The sequence below is a fragment of the Streptomyces sp. cmx-18-6 genome, from assembly GCF_046548915.1.
Lineage (GTDB): Bacteria > Actinomycetota > Actinomycetes > Streptomycetales > Streptomycetaceae > Streptomyces.
The window spans coordinates 1-15,931 of record NZ_JAEBEP010000020.1 but is presented as its reverse complement, the minus strand read 5'-3'; the positions used below and the strand labels follow the sequence as shown (position 1 = coordinate 15,931).

Below are 15,931 nucleotides of genomic sequence, written 5' to 3'. Positions count from 1 at the left end.
GGGAAGCCACGTGCCGCAGATCCACGGCCACTGCGACGACCGGTTCGCCGGAGTACGGGCAGCCTTCGAGGAGAACTTCACGGCCCGCGGCGAACTGGGCGCGGCCGTCACCGTCCTCGCCGGCGGCCTACCGGTGGTGGACCTCTGGGGCGGCTGGGCCGACGAGGCCCGCACCCGGCCCTGGGAGCGGGACACGCTCGTCAACGTCTGGTCCACCGGCAAGGGGCCCACCGCGCTCTGCGCCCACGTCCTCGCCGACCGGGGCCTCCTCGACCTCGACGCCCCCGTCGCCGCCTACTGGCCGGAGTTCGCGGCGAACGGCAAGGAAGCCGTTCTCGTACGCCACCTCCTCTCGCACCGCTCCGGAGTGGCCGGAGTGGGCGTGCCGCACACCCTGGAAGAGCTGTACGACTGGGACCTGACCTGCGCCCGGCTCGCCGCCACCGCGCCCATGTGGGAGCCGGGGACCCGGTCCGGCTACCACGCGATCTCGTACGGATTCCTCGTCGGCGAGGTGGTCCGCCGGGTCAGCGGGCTGCTGCCGGGGGAGTTCCTGCGGCAGGAGATCACCGGCCCGCTCGGCATCGACTTCACCTTCGGCCTCCCGGAGAAGGAGAGCCACCGGCTCGCCGAACTCGTCCAGGACCGCGCCGACCGCACCGCCCAGGCCGTCCTCCTGGCCCGGATGCCCCCGGTGGCCGTCGCCTCCCTGCTCAACCCGCCCAGCGGCCGGGCCGCCGCCAACACCCCCGAATGGCGGGCCGCCGAGATCCCCGCCGCCAATGGGCACGGCACGGCCCGAGCGGTCGCCGCGCTCTACGGGATCGTCGCCGGACGCGGCGCGCTCGACGGACGGCGCGTCCTGTCCGAGCCGGCCGCCGAACGCGTCCGGGAGGGGCAGGGCGCCTGCCGCGACCTCGTACTCGGTGACGCCTTCCCCCACGAGACGGAGCTCGCCCTCGGCCTCTGGCTGAGCGGCCGCAACCGCTCCTACGGCCCCAACCCGCGGGCCGTGGGCCACGACGGCGCGGGCGGCTCCTGCGGTCTGGCCGACCCGGAGGCGGGGATCGCCCTCGGGTACGTCATGAACCGTATGGGCTCCGGTGTGGCCGACGACCCCCGGAAGACGGCCCTGGTCGACGCGGTCTACGCGGCCCGCCGGGACGCCGCCGGAGGGTGAGGGGAACGCGACATCCCCTGCCCGGACCCAACCCGGGTTTCGCCTGCGGTTGCCAGGAATGTGAGGATGTCACCATGACAACCAAGGTCTACTTCGACATCACCATCGACGACGCGCCCGCAGGGCGGATCACGTTCAACCTGTTCGACGACGTCGTCCCCAAGACGACGGAGAACTTCCGCGCGCTCGCCACCGGCGAGAAGGGCTTCGGCTACGCCGGCTCGTCCTTCCACCGCGTCATCACCGACTTCATGCTCCAGGGCGGGGACTTCACCCGCGGCGACGGCACCGGCGGCAAGAGCATCTACGGCGAGAAGTTCGCCGACGAGAACTTCAAGCTCAAGCACGACCGCGTGGGCCTGCTCTCGATGGCCAACGCCGGCCCGAACACCAACGGCTCGCAGTTCTTCATCACCACGGTGCTCACCCCGTGGCTGGACGGCAAGCACGTGGTCTTCGGCGAGGTCGCCGACGACGACAGCCTGGCCCTGGTCCGCAAGATCGAGGCGCTCGGCTCCTCCAGCGGCCGCACCCGCGCCAAGGTCACCATCGCCGAGTCCGGCGTTCTCTGACCGAAGCGGGGCCTTTCGGCCCGGCAGACAGGAAGCCCGGCCGACGCATCGCGCGTCGGCCGGGCTTCCTGGTCTTCGTCGGCCGCGGTCAGTTCGACCGGGCGGCGCGCTCCGCGTTGCGCTCCTTGATCCGGGCGGCCTCCTTGCGGACCTCCGCCTGGGTGGCCCGCTCCTTCTGGAGCCACTCGGGCATCTCGTCCTTGAGGGCGTCGACCTGCTCGGTGGTGAGGGCGTCCGCGACCCCGCCGCGGGCGAGCCCCGCGATGGAGACGCCGAGCTTCGCCGCGACCACCGGACGGGGGTGCGGTCCGGTGCGGCGCAGCTCGACCAGCCACGCGGGCGGGTCGGTCTGGAGGGCGTTGAGCTCGGTGCGCGAGATCGCACCCTCCTGGAACTCGGCGGGGGTGGCCTGGAGGTACACACCCAGCTTCTTCGCCGCGGTGGCGGGCTTCATGGTCTGGGCGGTCTTGTGCGACGTCATGGGTCCAGGGTATCGACCGTGGGACATACCTCCGACCACTGAGCGGGGGCCTTCGGCTGTCGGCCCCTGAGTGCCAGACTGTGACCTGTGACCTGTGACCTGTGACCTGTGGTCTCTGGTCTGTGACCTCCGGTCTCCGGTCTTGGTCTCTCGTCCCTGCCGCTGGTCTCTGGTCTGTGAGCACCGGGCTTTGCCCACTGGCCTCTGGGCACCGGCCTCCGGCCGGTAGCCTGGTTCCGTGACAGGCTCGGACATCCCCTCATCCTTCAGGCTCGCGTACGTTCCCGGAGTCACGCCCACCAAGTGGGTGAGGGTCTGGCACGAGCGGCTGCCCGGCACCCCCCTGGAGCTCGTCCAGGTCCCCGCGGCCGAGGCGTCGCGGCTGCTGGCGGACGGGGGTGCGGAAGCCGGGCTCGTACGGTTGCCGGTCGACCGGGACGTCCTCAGCGCGATACCCCTCTACACCGAGACGACCGTCGTCGTGATCCCCAAGGACCACGCCGTCACGGCGGCGGAGGAAGTGACGCTCGACGACCTGGCCGACGAGATCGTCCTCCACCCGCTCGACAACCTCCTCGACTGGGAGACGCTCCCCGGCCGCCCCGCGATCGAACGACCGGCCACCACCGCGGACGCGATCGAACTGGTGGCGGCGGGCGTGGGCGTGCTCCTGGTCCCGCAGTCCCTGGCCCGGCTGCACCACCGCAAGGACCTCACCTACCGGCCGGTCCTCGATGCCCCCGAGTCCCGGGTCGCCCTGTCGTGGCCGCAGGAGGAGCCCACCCCGGACCTGGTGGAGGAGTTCATCGGGATCGTCCGGGGGCGCACGGTCAACAGCACCCGGGGCCGCGCGGCCACCCCGCCGCAGCCGACCGCGAAGGAGAAGGCCAAGGGGAAGCGGGCCGGTACGGGCGGCGGCGGTACCGGGCGCAAGCCCGCACCGGGCAAGCAGGCGGGGACGGGCCGGCGCGCGGGCGCGCCCAAGGGCGGCCGGGCCGGCCAGGGCGGCAGCGGCAGTGGCAAGCGCGGGAAGCCGCGCGGCCGCTAGCGCTAGCGGCCGGCTGGCCGGCGGATCACGACCGGGTCAGTGGGCGGCGGACGCGCGACGCTCGTACACCGTCACCCTCCGGCCGCGGACCTGCTCGTCGGCCACCGCCGTGAAGTGCTCCTTCAGCACGGCCGCCTTCATCTCGTCCCGTGCGCCGTTCACCGGTCTCGCCACCCCGGGTGCGTCCGCCACCAGCAGTATCCGGCGCTGGGACAGCATCGCGGCGCGTATCCGCCCGGCGTCCGCCTCCACGCCCTTCAGCGTTCCGGAGCTCTTCGGGCTCTGCGTCAGCGCGATGTCCCGCAGCCCGGCGAAGGCGTCGGGCGAGACGGATTTCGTGTCCCGGCGTGCGGAGGGCAGGAACAGCACCGCGCTCCCGGGCTCCTTCATCCGCCGTACGTCCGACGCTATGGCCAGGACGTCGTCCACCCGGCTCACCGGGGACCGCTTCGCCAGCGACTGCGGCAGCAGTGCCACCAGCGCCAGGGCGACCACCGTGGGCAGCACCCACCGCGACGCCCTCGGGAAGCGGGGTTCGGCCGCCCGGACCGCCCGGCCGACGAGCGCACCGATCAGCAGGGCCAGGCCCAGCAGGCTGAAGAGGACGTACCGGTCCAGGAACAGCGGCTGGATCAGCGAAAGGCCGATGAGGCCGATCTGCGGGAGCGCCAGCAGCGGCAGCCCCACGGCCGCCACCGACAGCCGGCCCGCCCGGGGCCGGTCCAGCAGCGCGCCGACGCCGCCGATCGCCAGCAGGATCGCCGGGCCGATCAGCATGTGCCACGTCAGCGGGGGTATCCACGACACCTGCGTGGACTGGCTCCGGCTGAACAGCACCAGCGGGAGCACGCCCGTCGTGGCGGCGGCGGAGGCCGCCGCCCACCGCGTCCACACCCCGCGCCCGGCCCGCGTCCACAGCAGGGTCGCCAGGTGGGCGGGCAGGACCATCAGCGAGAACCAGTTCAGCAGCCCGCACACCAGGACGGCGAGGCCGTAGGCGACCCAGTGCACGGTCCGGGCGCGCCCCTGGAGCGCGGTCACCAGCAGCAGGGTCGAGAGCCCGGCCCCGGCCGCCACGAGGGCGTACGGCCGGCCCTCCTGGAGGTAGAACTGCACGGCCGGCAACAACCCGAACGCCAGCCCTCCCGCCAGGCCCGCCCACTTGCCGGCCAGCCGGTGGCCGATGACCGCCACACAGCCCGCCGCCACCGCCATGGCCAGCACGGACGGCAGCCGCAGGGTCGTGGTGCCCGCGCCGAAGCAGCTGAACAGGCCGTGCATCAGCAGGTAGTAGCACCCGTGCACGACGTCGACGTTCTCCAGCATGCGGCCGATCTCGGCCGTGGAGCGCTGGGCCACCTGCCAGGTCGCGGCCTCGTCCCGCCACACGCTGTTCTGCCGGGACAGCCCCCACAGACCGAAGGCGACCGTCCACAGCATCGGGGTCAGCCAGACGAGAACGGGGCGGCGCGGGGCTGCTGTTGGAGATGCCATGAACGTTGAAACCGACCCTCGGGTAGCGCTACGACGACCGCGCCGCGCGGTCGGTGGACAGGAGGGAGGAGTTCCGGAGCGGTCGCCGACCACAGCCGGAAGAGCCGGAGAGCCGGAGTACCGGAGAACCGGAGAGGCGTGCAGCTGTGCTTGCCGACCGCCGACCGCCGACCGCCGACCGCCGACCGCCGACCGCCGACCGCCGACCGCCGACCGCCGACCGCCGACCGCCGACCGCCGACCGCCGATCACCGGCCACCGGTTGTGCGCCGGGACTTCCCCCTGTGGCCCCCCTGGAAGTCGGCGCGATCAAGGATGCTACCCCGTTGATCGGATTGTCGTACCGGACGTCGTGCTGGGTGATCGCGACCACCCCCGCCCCACCCCGCCCCAGCCCCGGCCCGCCCCGGGCGGCGCGGCAGTGCGCGCCTGAGTCGGTCACCTCGGCACGGGGCCGGGAGAGGGAGCCGCCGAGCGTCGGGTCTCTGCGAGGTGGAGGCGGATGTGCGAGGCGAGGACCAGCGGGTCTTCGGGCGCGTCGGCCCGGAAGGCGACGCGGCGGAGCAGGCCGACCTTGCCGAGTGCGACACCCTCGCGGGCGAGGACGAAGACCAGGGTGAGAAAGGCCGACCTGGCGTTGCCGTCGTCGAAGGGGTGGAGGAAGCAGACGTCGAGGTAGGCGCGTGCCGCGCGGGCGGTCAGGGGGAGCGGCCGGTCGCCGTCCGCCGCGCTCTGGGCGAGACAGGCGTCGAGGCGGGTACGGGTATGCGCATCGAGCCCGTAGCGCTCACGGCCCTCCTTGGCGAAGGCGGGGGAGCTGCGGAACGGCGGCGGTTGCGGAGTGCCCAGAACGTGCTGCTGCCAGCCGCGGAGCCGTTCGAAGTCGAGCACGGCCCCACGCGCCGCATCGGCACGCACCGCCTCCAGGGCGGCGAGCAGGCCCGCCGCACGCGCGGGGTCCACCGCACCGTCGAAAGCCCGGATGTCGTCCGCCGCGCCGTCGCTCGACGGAGTCACCGGTCCTTCGTCAACGTCGTGGGAAGCCTCCTGCCATGGGACGGACTCGCGCAGCGCCAGCCACCCCGCCGTGTGGTCCGGGACCGGGGCGGCGGGCCGCGTGCCGTCGCCGGGCGGTATCAACGACGCGAGGTGCTCCGCGATGTCGTCGACCACCACCGCCCGGGGCGTGGTCCAACTGGTGAACCGGCCTCCGATCGCCTGGTCGACCAGCTGTCGCGCGGTGTCGGGCTCGATGCCCCAGCGGTCGAGGAACCAGGTGAGCACCTGGTGGCAGTGCCCGTGCCAGCCGCTACCGCACCCGGTACGGTCGACGACCTGAAGAATCAGGTTCCGGGCGACGCGCTCCCACAGAATGCGCTGGTTCTCGATGTCGGCCGGCCGCAGGGGATGGGCCTCGAACCATCTGGCGAGGCTCTCCAGCCAGTCACGCCATTCGCACAGTGCCGCGACGACGCGGCCGAGCGTCGCCTCCGGCGTGGTGATCGAATGCGACGGGCAGCACCAGCTCCCGACCGGCCCCCCGTCGAAATCCCCCTCGTCGTGTGCCCAGCGCCAGCCCAGCGCCCAGCGGCCGTAGCGTTGGACGAGGGCGTGCGACATGGCCTCGGCCCAGAGTTCTGCCTCGCCGTGATCCCGGGCGATCAGCGCGGCCTCGCCGGGGGGAACGTCCGGGCGGCGGGGCACGGACCGGGCTGGGCCGAGCGCGTGCACCGTTCGCGCCGCCGACGCGGCCTCGAACGGATGGCGGTCGGGATCCACCTCGTACCAGTGCAGGAAGCGAGGGACCGACTGAGGGATCATCGCGTCAGCCTGGCATGCCCGCTCGGCGTTCGAACAGGCGATTCCTTACGGAGCCGCGGCGGGGCACGGCCGTCCAGCACCGTCACCGAGCGATGCGCACCCCTGTGATGCGCATCCACCGCGGTTCGCACCCCTGTGATGCGAATCCACTGCAGTGCGCACCCCCTGTGACGCGCATCCACCGCGATGAGCATCAGCCGCGATCCGCTTCACCGGTGACCGGCCCGCGTCACCGGCCCGGGTCGGCCTGGTGGTGACTCGGGGCCGTACCGGGCCAGTCGCGGGCGATGAACGGCGGGCGGTCGATCCGGTCGAAGCACCGCACGATGAACTCGCTGAAGGTTCCGGCGGTTTCGAACCAGCCGCCGCACTCGCTCCGGACGACGATGCGCCACGCGTCGGGGTCCGGTTCCACGGGCCGGAAGTAGTAGGAGCTGCCCTGTTCGTCGGAGCCCCACAGGAGGAGGCCGCCCTCCTCGGGATGGAACGGCCAGGGGAACAGGCCCGGGTCCCTCTCCTCCGGCCCCTCCGGCGGCCAGAGGCGCTCCGCTTCCTCCGCGCTGCCGTCCACGGGCCGGTCCAGCCACAGGAATCCGTCGATCGCGCCCGCCCCGTAGAGCCCGCCCCGTAGAGGTCGAGGAACGCCTTGTAGTCCGAGGGCAGCTGGAGTCCCAGATACGTTTCCGACGCCTCCCACAACGCCGGCCGCGCCCACCCCCAGGTCTGCGGTTCGCCGAGCAGTTCCCTCAGCCGGTCCAGAGCCGTCGCGCCCACCGCCTCCCCCTCCGGGTACTCCGCCGACTGCCGTTCCGTGCGTTCGGCGTGCTATCCGCCAGCGCGCTCCGGGACCTTGTGGACGGTGGTGTCGTCGGCGTGGAGCCGTCGCCCGTCCGCGGACAGTACTTCCAGAGCGCGCAGGCGCTGTCCCCGCCGGCGGTCGAGTAGTTCCGAGTGCGGCTCGCCGGGGGCGAAGAAGTTCTGTTCGCCCCACTGCGGCGAGGCGCGTCCGGCGAGCCGCCCGGCGACCCTGCTCGTCCAGCACCTGGGCACCCCGGACATGGTGCTCAGCCTGCGCCGGGGCGACTTCGACCGGTCCGGACTGCCGCACTACGAGCGCGGCGGCGACGGGCTGTGGCGGCAGGGGACCGACCCGCGCTTCCCGGGCGTCGCCGACGCGGTGGACGAGATCCTCGACCCGACCTTCTACACCCACCGCCCCGCCACCTCACCGGCGATGAACGCCATCATCGCCCGGCACGGCGGCGACGGCATCGTGATCTCGCGCCACGAGTGCCTCGAACGCTATGCGGCGCTGCGGGAACTGGTCGCGGACCACCCGCGTCCCCTGCCGGCCGATCCGGCGGCACTGCGCGAGTGGTCGCTCGTCATGGCGCTGACCGGGGTGTGCAACGCCGTCGACCGCGGACTGGTCGAGGCGGGCCGCGACGTGGTGGTGCACGGTTCCGGCTGGTACGCCGACGACGACGTGCGGACACCGGCCGAGTCGGAGCTCGTACCCGTCTCGACGGTCGAGGACATCGCCGCCGCGCTCCTCTGAACGACGGGCGGCCTGCTGGGACGACAGATGAATCCGCTGGGACGGCAGGCGATCCGCTGAGACCGACAGGCGGTACGGATCGGACCCGACCGGACCGCCTGCCCGCCGGGGCGCACCCGCCCAGGCCGCTCAGGCACCCCTCCTCAGGCCCCCCAGGGAGCCGTCAGTCCCACCAGAACCGCCACGCACGAAGCCTCATCAGGTCCTCCTCATACGTGGACCAGTCGAGGTCCGGGTCCTCGTGGAAGACGTCCGGGCAGACGAGGTAATGCTCGGCGGCGAGGATCCGGGCCTGGTGGGGGTCGGTCGGCCGGGCGGCGACCGAGACGTACAGGCTGCCGTGCCCCAGGCCCACGACACGGAGGCCGAACCGGTCCTCCCAGGAGCGCAGCACCGCCGACAGCTCGTACGTCGTCAGGTGCTGCGCCGCCCCACGCCAGCTCAGCGCGGCGGGAGCGTCGGCGCCCCGCGCGACCTGGACGAGCGCGAGGCACCGGGCCCGGCCGTCACGGACGACGGCGGTCGCCTCGTCACCCGCGCACACGTCGACGTCGGTCACCACCGAGGCGGGCGACGCGAGACCGGGCCACTGGGCGAACTGCGGCCAGGAGTCGTCCGTCCACGTGCTCCGGAAATACGAGTCGGCGTCGGCGTCGGCCCCGTGGCCACCGTCCGCAGGCGCGAGCGAGTCGTCCGGATACTCGAGCAGCAGCGGGTACAGCCCGGTCTCCCGGCGGCGGGCGTACAGCTGCTTCCACAGGTCGGCCGCGTCCCTGACCGGCCCGTCGCTCATCCACACCACCGGATGCGGATCGCGGCACGGCCCTATCAGCGCGCCGGGCGGCAGGCCGTCCAGCAACCGTCTGTGCTCTTCGTTCAAGGACTCGGACATGACCGCAACCTACGCGACGCCTCTGACAGAGCCGCCTGACGGCTCAGCCCCGCTCAACGCTAGCGTGGCCCCATGATCGTATGGCTGAACGGCACCCACGGCGCGGGCAAGACGACGACCAGTGCGCTCGTGCGGCAACTGATTCCGGACTCGCGGGTGTTGGACGCCGAGAAGGTCGGCGAGACGCTCATGGACATCACACCCGGGCTGCCCGCGACGGGCAACTTCCAGCACTGGCCGCCGTGGCGGCCGCTCGTCGTCGAGACCGCGCGTCGGGTACTCGACTACACGGGCGGCACACTGGTGATGCCCATGACCGTCCTGGTCGAGGAGTACTGGCGCGAGATCAGCGCGGGCTTCGCCCAGCACGCCGTTCCCGTACGGCACTTCGTCCTGCACGCCGACCAGGACACCCTGCGCGGGCGCATCGAGGGCGACACCGACCTCGGCCCCTCGCCCTTCCGTCTCCGACACCTCGAGCCCTACGCCGAGGCGGCCCGCACATGGCTGCACGGCGAGGCCGAAGTCATCGACACCACGCACCTCACACCCGCCCAGGCCGCCCGGCGCATCGCGGAGGCCGTCAAGAATTGAGGTGATCGCGTGCCGGGTCGCCGACCGCGTTCACCGAGGAGCGGCCAGCACGGCGGCGAGGCCCTCTCGCAGGTCCTTGACGAAATACCCGGGAACCTCCAGCGACGGGAAATGCCCCCCGGTTTCGGGCGCATTCCATCGGACGATCCGCCGGTACCGCTCCTGCGCCCAGGGGCGCGGGCACTTCTCGATGTCGCGGGGATACATCGTGATGGCGGACGGGACGTCGACCCGGAGTTCGGGGTCCAGCGAATTGTGGCTCTCGTAATAGAGGCGGGCCGCCGATGCGCCGGTCCGCGTCAGCCAGTACAGGGTGACGTCGTCAAGGACGCGATCCAGGGAGATCGTCTCGAACGGGCTGTCCTCGGTGTCCGACCACTCGGCGAACTTGTCGAGGATCCAGGCGAGAAGCCCGACCGGTGAGTCGACGAGCGAGTAGCCGATGGTCTGCGGTCTCGTCGCCTGCTGCTTCGCGTACGCCGCGCGGTGGCGCCAGAAGTCGTGGGTCTCCTCGGTCCATCGGCGCTCGACCGCCGTCAGCCCGTCCGTCGTCAACCCGGGCGGCGCCTCCGCGAACAGTGTGTGGATGCCGAGAACATGCGCCGGGAACCTGCCGCCGAGAACCGTGGTGATATTGCCTCCCCAGTCGCCGCCGTGGGCGAGGAATTCGTGGTAACCGAGCCTTCCCATCAGTTCCACCCAGGCGGCCGCGATCTTTTCGGTCCCCCATCCGGTGGTGGCCGGCTTGTCGCTGTGACCAAAGCCGGGCAACGACGGAACGACGACGTGGAATGCCGGCGCGTCCGCGATTTCCGGATCTGCCAGCTCGTCCACGATATCGACGAATTCGGCAATGCTGCCGGGCCAGCCGTGCGTCAGGATCAGCGGGGTGGCGTCCGCGCGCGGGGATCGGCGGTGCAGAAAGTGGATTCCCAGATCATCGATGGTCGTGCGGAACTGGCCGATGCGGTCGAGGCGCTCTTCGAACGACCGCCAGTCGTACCCGGTGCGCCAGTAGTCCACGACGTCGACGAGGTCGGCGAGCGGAACGCCCTGTTCCCACCGGCGAGGGCCGGGCGCGGCACCGTGGACCGTCTCGGCCTCCGGCAGGCGCGCCGCGGCCAGTCGCGCGCGCAGATCGTCGAGTTCGGCGTCGGTCGCGTGGGTTTCATATGCCTGTACGTCGCTGGTCGGACGGGTCATGACGCCTCCTGGCCATCGGGGAACCGGCTGTCGACTGTCGAGAACCAGCTAAGACGGTTCTAACAGTTCTCGGAGCCGCGCCGCAACCGGCTAAGGTGGTTCCATGCCCTCTGAGTTCCCTGACTTCCGCCTCGGCAAGGTGCTGGCGACCAGCTTCACCGGGACCCTGTCGGAACGTCATGGCGACGCCGTGGAGCGCATCCCCGTTCCGCACCGACTCGTCGACTGGCTGGCGGTGAACGGCCTCGCCGTGGACTCCTGCACCACGGCCCAGCTCGACCTCGCCCGGGAGCTGAGGGAGTCGATCCACGCCGCCGCGACGGCGGCCGCGATCCAGGAAGCTCTCCCCGAGGCCGCGATCCACGTCATCAACGACCGCAGCGCTCAAGGCCGGGCCGCGGCGGTCCTCACGCCGGAGGGCGAGCGGCGATGGCGGCTCGGCCCGGCTTCCCGTGCGGAAGACGCCCTCAGCGTGATCGCCGCCGACGCGGTCAGTATCATCGCGGGCGAACGAGACGGAAAACTGGCCTTGTGCGCGTCACCGACCTGCCAGGCGGCCTTCTTCGACACCAGCCAGAGCCGCACCCGTAAATGGTGCGACATGAACACATGCGGCAATCGTCAGAAGAAGGCGCGCTTCAACGCCAACCGGCGCAACGGGTGATGAGGCGGGTGCGGTAGAGGTTCCTCGGGCGCGGCGGCCTGCTCATGGCCGTCCGGCGCGGAGAAGGCGGAGAGGGCAGGGGAGAATGAGCGTGGTGGAGAGCTGGTCCCGCGTGATGGATCTTCTTCGGCGGCACGCCCCGGCCGATCACGCGGATCTGCCCGGGCCCGCTACGGAAGAGACGCTCGCGGCCGCCGAGGGACGAATGGGCATCACCTTCCCCCAGGATCTGCGGGCGTGGCTGCTGCGGAACAGCCTGGATCCTCCCGAGGAGGAGGTGGACGACGATACGGCCTGTGACGGATTCGCCGGATTCCCGGATGAGGGAAGCTTCTTCCTGGGCATCCGGACGATGGAGAGGCTCTACGCGAACCGCGTCGTGCCCGATGGATTCGACCCTCCGGACCGGCCGGACAATCCGTTCTGGCGCAATGAGTGGATCCCGTTCCTGTCCGACCAGGACGGCTGGACGGGAAAGTTCATCGACGCGCGGGACGGGCGGGTCGGCGGGTGGTTCGTGGGTGAGATCACGGTCACGGGCGAGTACGCATCACTGGCGCACTATTTCGACTCCGTGGCGGAGATGCTGACGAGGATCGCGGACGGGAGCCATCCGGTCTGCGAGGTCGCCGAGGGGCGACTCGTCTGGTCGTGAAACAAGAGATCCCGCGACACCCCTGATCAGGATGAAGGCGTCCTCGCCCCTGCTCGCCCGAACTCGCCCCTGCTCGCCCGAACTCCGGCAAGGGCGGGGACCGTTCACCGATTCGCCGGGGTGGGGGCCAGGAGCGCGGGCCAGTCCTGGTCCGCGGCCCAGTCGGCGAAGCTGTGCCAGCCGACTTCGGGGTAGTCGCGTCGCAGCCCGGCGACGTCGACGTCGAGGCCGACAGCGGTGAAGTACGCGAACATGGCGGCCAGGTCGGCGGACCGGCTGCGGACATGGGCCAACGGGACCTCCTGGTGGACGATCGGCCGGCCGGCGGCCGCCGCGAGGATCTCGGCGATCTGGCCGGGGGTGCGCTCGTCGGAGGCGATGTCGATCCGGCGGCCGGCGAACTCGTCGCGGCGCTGGAGGACCAGTGCCGCGAACGCGCCGATGTCGGCGGCGGGGATGAGCGTGAGCGGCCGGTCGGCGGGCATGGGCCAGGCGAAGGTGTTGTCGCGCAGCCCGTCGAGGGTCCAGCCGCTGCCGTAGTTGTCCATGAACGCCGCCGGGGCGATCACGGTCCAGGGCACGTCGGTGGTGCGGAGGTGCTGCTCGACCAGGTGCTTGCTCTCGTAGTGCGGGACCGCGGTGTCACGGTCGGCGTGGGCGGCGCTGGTGAGGACGATGTGCCCGAGGCGGGCGGCTTCCGCCGCGTCGACCAGGGTCTTGCCCTGCCGGGTCTCGGTGGCGGTGCTGGTCCCGAACGGGGTGGTGACCGCGAAGAGGGAGTCGGCCCCGGAGAGGGCGGCATCGAGGGAGGCGCGGTCGTCGAAGTCGGCGTGGCGCACGTCGGCTCCCAGCCCGCGCAGGGCGTCGGCGGCAGGCGCGTCGGGGCGGCGGGTGAGCGCGCGGACACGGTGACCCGCGGCCAGCAGAGCGCGGGCGGTCGCCCGGCCCTGGGACCCGGTGGCTCCGGTGACGGCGACGGTGAGCATGGTTCCCCCAGCGGGTAGTGTGAATGCGCGACACACTTACTGCGTCGCGCAGTGAACGTACCAAACATACTGCTGCGTCGCGCAGTGATTAGAGGAGTGATCCCCATGACAGACCCACGTCGGGCCCGTCTGCGCGAGGAGCTGTCGACGGAGTCGCGCCGCTACCTGGCGGCGTATGTGCTGTTCAACCAGGCCGTCGCTGATCACCTCGGGCTGCACCCGACCGATGTGCAGTGCCTGAGCCTGCTGACGGCCGACCCCGGGCCGCGCACGGTGAAGCAGATCGCCGAGATGACGGGACTGACCACGGGGTCGGCCACCCGGCTGGTGGACCGGCTGGAGCGCGGCGGCTACGTGGTCCGCGTGCCCGACCGGCAGGACCGACGCCGGGTGCTGGTCACGCCGGTGCCCGACCGCATCGCCCGCGTCACCGAGGTGTGGGACGACCTCGGTCCGGCGTGGGAGTCGCTGCTCGACGACCACGGTGAGGACGAGCTGGAGGTGATCACCCGCCATATGCGACGGGCGTACGAGCTCAGCCACGCCCAGATGCGACACCTGCGATCCCTGCCGAAGCCGGACTGAGCCCCGTGGCGGCGCCCCCTCCGAAAGCTCGGTCACGGGTCTGGTGCCGGGTCGGAGGGCTGGACCGTCCCCGTGTCAACCGCCGCTGAGCGCCCAGGCGTCGAGTCCGCCGTAGATATGGGCCCTCAGACAATGAGGGGCGTCGAAGCCCGAGGCGTCGCCGCGGTAGACGGCGATCAGCGAGTCCTTGCCCCGCCACCAGGTGTCGGCGAGGCCCTGGACTTCAGGCACCGGCTCGCATCCGTCAAGGTCCAGCTCATCGACGGCGCTGCCCCTGATCTTCGTGATGGTCCTGGCCCAGCGGCCCGCGTGCTCGGCCAGTGCGAGGGCTTCCACCCATCCCTCCATGCCGGCGTGCAGCGGTGTCCAGTGGTCGGCGTCGATCCCGAACTCTCCTCCCGGCCCGATCATGAACCCGTAAGCCATGGAGACACGGCAGTCGCCGGCCGGGAACCGCCACCCGTCCGCGGCCGAGCCCTCGGGAGCGTCGGCCCCCAGGACGCGCGGGCCACCCTCGTATGCGGGAGCCGGGGGCAGCGCGATGCCGCCCCAGCGCTCCTGGAAGGCCAGGGCCCGGTCGATCTCGGCAGCCGGTATCCCGTGTTCGAGCCATGCCTCCCGACAGGGCGTGAGGTCGCGGCGGGGAACCCGCAGCCCATGCGCCTCGACGAAATAGCGAGCTCGGCGGCTCAGGCCGTCCGGCGCCCGAGGGATCAGCGGCACTCGTGCGCTCCCTTCCCCTGCCGCCTCCTGCCGCGGTGATCTCCCGTACGCGGTCCTGGGAGACCCCCGTGCCCGCTGTTCGACGGCGAGAGAGGCGATCGGTGGGTTCTCGGCCCGAGCCGCGCAGGTCTGACGGGCTCGGAGGATCTTCGTGGGCAGGTCCCGGGAAGGATAGTCGGCTCGCACGCCGGTGAGCCCCACCAGCTCCCGGCCTCCCGAGCACGCCATCCGGTGACCGGTCCGCTCGGGTGCTTGTATCCGGTACCCGGGTACAGGCTTACCGTCGGAAGTGCCCCCCTTTTTTTCCAGGGGCATGACGACGGGAGAGCGTGATGACCGAGCCGGCCTGGGTGCCGCAGTCCTGTGCCCTGCCCACCGAGGAGCAGCCCCTGCGGGTCGCCGAGTGGGACGCGCTGTTCGCCGAGCGGCTGACCGCGCGATCCCGCCCGGCCGCACTGCGGCTGCGTCTTGAACTGGCGGGTGGTCCGGGGGCGGAGGAGCAGGTCCGCGAGCTGGCGGCGCGTGAGAGTGCCTGCTGCTCGTTCTTCACCTTCGCCATCACCCCGGGTGAGGATCTGGTCCGCCTCGACATCTCGGTGGACCGGGCCCACGCGGCGGTTCTGGAGGCTCTCGCCGCGCGGGCGGGCGCGGGAGCGTCGCGGTGAGCGCGGGCATGCGCAGCGGGCAGGCCGCCGAGGCGGCCGGCGTGAACGTGCAGACGCTGCGCTACTACGAACGCCGGGGGCTGCTGGCCGAGCCGCGCCGGACCCATGGCGGGCACCGGGTGTACGGCCCAGACGCGGTGACCGCGCTGCGGGTGATCAAGGCCGCGCAGCGCCTCGGGTTCACGCTGGAGGAGGTCGCCGAACTGCTGGAGACCGGTCGCCACCGCCATGGCCGTCCGGTCGCCGGGCTGCAGGAGCGGGCGGCGGCGAAGCTCGCCGAGGTCGACGCGAAGATCGCGGACCTCACCACGATCCGCACCACGCTGGCCGCGGCCGTCGACGCGGGCTGCGACGACCTGACGGCCTGCGCGTCCAGCGCGTGCTGTCCCCTCCCCTTCACCGACCTCGCCGAGGGGAACCGCCAGGACGGCCCCCGCTGCTGATTCCGTTGTCAACGCTCGTGATCAACACACCTAGGGCCTGTATCGAAAGTGGATCTTGGGCTGTGGATGATCACGGTTCATGGGTCGGGGAGATCTCACGGACGAGCAGTGGGCGGTGCTGGAGCCGCTGTTGCCGAAGGGTGCCAGGTTGGGGCGGCCGCCCCTCTGGCCTCGGCGGCAGCTGATCGACGGCATACGGTTCCGGGTCCGGACCGGCGTTCCGTGGCGGGACGTGCCCGCCGAGTACGGACCGTGGAGCCGGGTCTACGACCTGTTCCGCCGGTGGCAGCGCAACGGCACCTGGCACCGGCTTTTCACCCGTCTCCAGTCCCTGGCCGATGCGGAAGGTGCGATCACGTGGAACCTG

18 protein-coding genes and 2 pseudogenes are annotated in these 15,931 nt (G+C 71.8%); 11 read left to right on the top strand and 9 right to left on the bottom strand.

Going from position 1 to position 15,931, the window contains the following annotated elements:
* Nucleotides 1–10 precede the first annotated feature (10 nt).
* The gene (locus ACLJPL_RS31840) at nt 11–1,180 is read left to right on the top strand and encodes a serine hydrolase domain-containing protein (protein WP_411084431.1); all 1,170 of its coding nucleotides are present in this window, start codon (nt 11–13) and stop codon (nt 1,178–1,180) included.
* Nucleotides 1,181–1,254: 74 nt separating this feature from the next.
* Nucleotides 1,255–1,752 (top strand): peptidylprolyl isomerase, encoded by a 498-nt coding sequence (locus tag ACLJPL_RS31835; RefSeq protein ID WP_128852354.1) that lies wholly within the window; start codon nt 1,255–1,257, stop codon nt 1,750–1,752.
* A gap of 88 nt (nt 1,753–1,840) precedes the next feature.
* Here ACLJPL_RS31835 and ACLJPL_RS31830 read toward each other — a convergent pair whose 3' ends face one another.
* Nucleotides 1,841–2,233, bottom strand: a complete 393-nt coding sequence (locus ACLJPL_RS31830; RefSeq protein ID WP_411084430.1) for a DUF5997 family protein — start codon at nt 2,231–2,233, stop codon at nt 1,841–1,843.
* A gap of 238 nt (nt 2,234–2,471) precedes the next feature.
* Here ACLJPL_RS31830 and ACLJPL_RS31825 point away from each other — a divergent pair, with 238 nt between their 5' ends.
* Nucleotides 2,472–3,281 (top strand): LysR family transcriptional regulator substrate-binding protein, encoded by an 810-nt coding sequence (locus tag ACLJPL_RS31825; protein ID WP_411084429.1) that lies wholly within the window; start codon nt 2,472–2,474, stop codon nt 3,279–3,281.
* A gap of 36 nt (nt 3,282–3,317) precedes the next feature.
* Here ACLJPL_RS31825 and ACLJPL_RS31820 read toward each other — a convergent pair whose 3' ends face one another.
* From ACLJPL_RS31820 to ACLJPL_RS31805, 4 genes and pseudogenes are all read right to left on the bottom strand, one after another.
* A complete protein-coding gene (locus ACLJPL_RS31820) occupies nt 3,318–4,775 on the bottom strand; it encodes a glycosyltransferase family 39 protein (RefSeq protein ID WP_411084428.1) in 1,458 nt (485 codons plus the stop codon).
* A gap of 438 nt (nt 4,776–5,213) precedes the next feature.
* Nucleotides 5,214–6,596 carry a Fic family protein gene (locus ACLJPL_RS31815; RefSeq protein WP_411084427.1) on the bottom strand — a complete coding sequence of 461 codons (1,383 nt, stop codon included), beginning with the start codon at nt 6,594–6,596 and terminating at the stop codon, nt 5,214–5,216.
* A 229-nt stretch (nt 6,597–6,825) separates the two neighbouring features.
* A complete protein-coding gene (locus tag ACLJPL_RS31810) occupies nt 6,826–7,167 on the bottom strand; it encodes a hypothetical protein (protein ID WP_411084426.1) in 342 nt (113 codons plus the stop codon).
* Between the two features lie 254 nt (nt 7,168–7,421).
* A pseudogene (locus tag ACLJPL_RS31805) lies at nt 7,422–7,589 on the bottom strand (transcriptional regulator); the annotation flags it as partial.
* A 10-nt stretch (nt 7,590–7,599) separates the two neighbouring features.
* On the opposite strand from ACLJPL_RS31805, the pseudogene ACLJPL_RS31800 reads away from it, so the two are divergent.
* A pseudogene (locus ACLJPL_RS31800) lies at nt 7,600–8,154 on the top strand (DUF6002 family protein); the annotation flags it as partial.
* Nucleotides 8,155–8,317: 163 nt separating this feature from the next.
* Here ACLJPL_RS31800 and ACLJPL_RS31795 read toward each other — a convergent pair.
* Nucleotides 8,318–9,046, bottom strand: coding sequence for a DUF4253 domain-containing protein (locus ACLJPL_RS31795; protein WP_411084425.1), 729 nt, complete (start codon nt 9,044–9,046; stop codon nt 8,318–8,320).
* A 72-nt stretch (nt 9,047–9,118) separates the two neighbouring features.
* Here ACLJPL_RS31795 and ACLJPL_RS31790 point away from each other — a divergent pair, with 72 nt between their 5' ends.
* Nucleotides 9,119–9,640 carry an AAA family ATPase gene (locus tag ACLJPL_RS31790; RefSeq protein WP_411084424.1) on the top strand — a complete coding sequence of 174 codons (522 nt, stop codon included), beginning with the start codon at nt 9,119–9,121 and terminating at the stop codon, nt 9,638–9,640.
* Between the two features lie 30 nt (nt 9,641–9,670).
* Here ACLJPL_RS31790 and ACLJPL_RS31785 read toward each other — a convergent pair whose 3' ends face one another.
* On the bottom strand, nt 9,671–10,843 hold the full coding sequence (locus ACLJPL_RS31785) for an epoxide hydrolase (protein WP_411084423.1): 1,173 nt from the start codon (nt 10,841–10,843) through the stop codon (nt 9,671–9,673).
* Between the two features lie 103 nt (nt 10,844–10,946).
* Here ACLJPL_RS31785 and ACLJPL_RS31780 point away from each other — a divergent pair, with 103 nt between their 5' ends.
* Together ACLJPL_RS31780 and ACLJPL_RS31775 are read left to right on the top strand one after the other, a co-directional pair.
* Nucleotides 10,947–11,507 carry a CGNR zinc finger domain-containing protein gene (locus ACLJPL_RS31780; RefSeq protein ID WP_411084422.1) on the top strand — a complete coding sequence of 187 codons (561 nt, stop codon included), beginning with the start codon at nt 10,947–10,949 and terminating at the stop codon, nt 11,505–11,507.
* 85 nt (nt 11,508–11,592) lie between these two features.
* The gene (locus tag ACLJPL_RS31775) at nt 11,593–12,162 is read left to right on the top strand and encodes an SMI1/KNR4 family protein (protein ID WP_411084421.1); all 570 of its coding nucleotides are present in this window, start codon (nt 11,593–11,595) and stop codon (nt 12,160–12,162) included.
* Nucleotides 12,163–12,266: 104 nt separating this feature from the next.
* On the opposite strand, the gene ACLJPL_RS31770 is transcribed toward ACLJPL_RS31775, so the two are convergent.
* Nucleotides 12,267–13,148, bottom strand: a complete 882-nt coding sequence (locus ACLJPL_RS31770) for an NmrA/HSCARG family protein (RefSeq protein ID WP_411084420.1) — start codon at nt 13,146–13,148, stop codon at nt 12,267–12,269.
* Nucleotides 13,149–13,253: 105 nt separating this feature from the next.
* Here ACLJPL_RS31770 and ACLJPL_RS31765 point away from each other — a divergent pair, with 105 nt between their 5' ends.
* Entirely contained in the window at nt 13,254–13,733 is a 480-nt protein-coding gene (locus ACLJPL_RS31765; RefSeq protein ID WP_411084419.1) for a MarR family winged helix-turn-helix transcriptional regulator, read from the top strand.
* Between the two features lie 75 nt (nt 13,734–13,808).
* On the opposite strand, the gene ACLJPL_RS31760 is transcribed toward ACLJPL_RS31765, so the two are convergent.
* A complete protein-coding gene (locus ACLJPL_RS31760; protein WP_411084418.1) occupies nt 13,809–14,456 on the bottom strand; it encodes a hypothetical protein in 648 nt (215 codons plus the stop codon).
* Nucleotides 14,457–14,788: 332 nt separating this feature from the next.
* Between ACLJPL_RS31760 and ACLJPL_RS31755 the strand changes: the two genes are divergently transcribed.
* The 3 genes from ACLJPL_RS31755 to ACLJPL_RS31745 all read left to right on the top strand — a co-directional run.
* Complete coding sequence (locus ACLJPL_RS31755) at nt 14,789–15,121, top strand: hypothetical protein (protein ID WP_411084417.1); 333 nt, start codon at nt 14,789–14,791, stop codon at nt 15,119–15,121.
* Nucleotides 15,118–15,564, top strand: coding sequence for a MerR family transcriptional regulator (locus tag ACLJPL_RS31750; protein ID WP_411084416.1), 447 nt, complete (start codon nt 15,118–15,120; stop codon nt 15,562–15,564). Before ACLJPL_RS31755 ends, ACLJPL_RS31750 begins: the two co-directional genes overlap by 4 nt.
* Nucleotides 15,565–15,643: 79 nt before the next feature.
* The coding region (locus ACLJPL_RS31745; protein ID WP_411084415.1) for a transposase at nt 15,644–15,931 on the top strand (288 nt) is incomplete at its 3' end.

Excerpts from the sequence above, each read along its gene's own strand:
- ACLJPL_RS31830 (WP_411084430.1), bottom strand. The coding sequence starts at position 2,233 with ATGACGTCGCACAAGACCGCCCAGACCATGAAGCCCGCCACCGCGGCG.
- ACLJPL_RS31795 (WP_411084425.1), bottom strand. The coding sequence starts at position 9,046 with ATGTCCGAGTCCTTGAACGAAGAGCACAGACGGTTGCTGGACGGCCTG.
- ACLJPL_RS31775 (WP_411084421.1), top strand. The coding sequence starts at position 11,593 with ATGAGCGTGGTGGAGAGCTGGTCCCGCGTGATGGATCTTCTTCGGCGG.
- ACLJPL_RS31770 (WP_411084420.1), bottom strand. The coding sequence starts at position 13,148 with ATGCTCACCGTCGCCGTCACCGGAGCCACCGGGTCCCAGGGCCGGGCG.
- ACLJPL_RS31790 (WP_411084424.1), top strand. The coding sequence starts at position 9,119 with ATGATCGTATGGCTGAACGGCACCCACGGCGCGGGCAAGACGACGACC.
- ACLJPL_RS31815 (WP_411084427.1), bottom strand. The coding sequence starts at position 6,596 with ATGATCCCTCAGTCGGTCCCTCGCTTCCTGCACTGGTACGAGGTGGAT.
- ACLJPL_RS31785 (WP_411084423.1), bottom strand. The coding sequence starts at position 10,843 with ATGACCCGTCCGACCAGCGACGTACAGGCATATGAAACCCACGCGACC.
- ACLJPL_RS31780 (WP_411084422.1), top strand. The coding sequence starts at position 10,947 with ATGCCCTCTGAGTTCCCTGACTTCCGCCTCGGCAAGGTGCTGGCGACC.
- ACLJPL_RS31765 (WP_411084419.1), top strand. The coding sequence starts at position 13,254 with ATGACAGACCCACGTCGGGCCCGTCTGCGCGAGGAGCTGTCGACGGAG.
- ACLJPL_RS31755 (WP_411084417.1), top strand. The coding sequence starts at position 14,789 with ATGACCGAGCCGGCCTGGGTGCCGCAGTCCTGTGCCCTGCCCACCGAG.
- ACLJPL_RS31835 (WP_128852354.1), top strand. The coding sequence starts at position 1,255 with ATGACAACCAAGGTCTACTTCGACATCACCATCGACGACGCGCCCGCA.
- ACLJPL_RS31820 (WP_411084428.1), bottom strand. The coding sequence starts at position 4,775 with ATGGCATCTCCAACAGCAGCCCCGCGCCGCCCCGTTCTCGTCTGGCTG.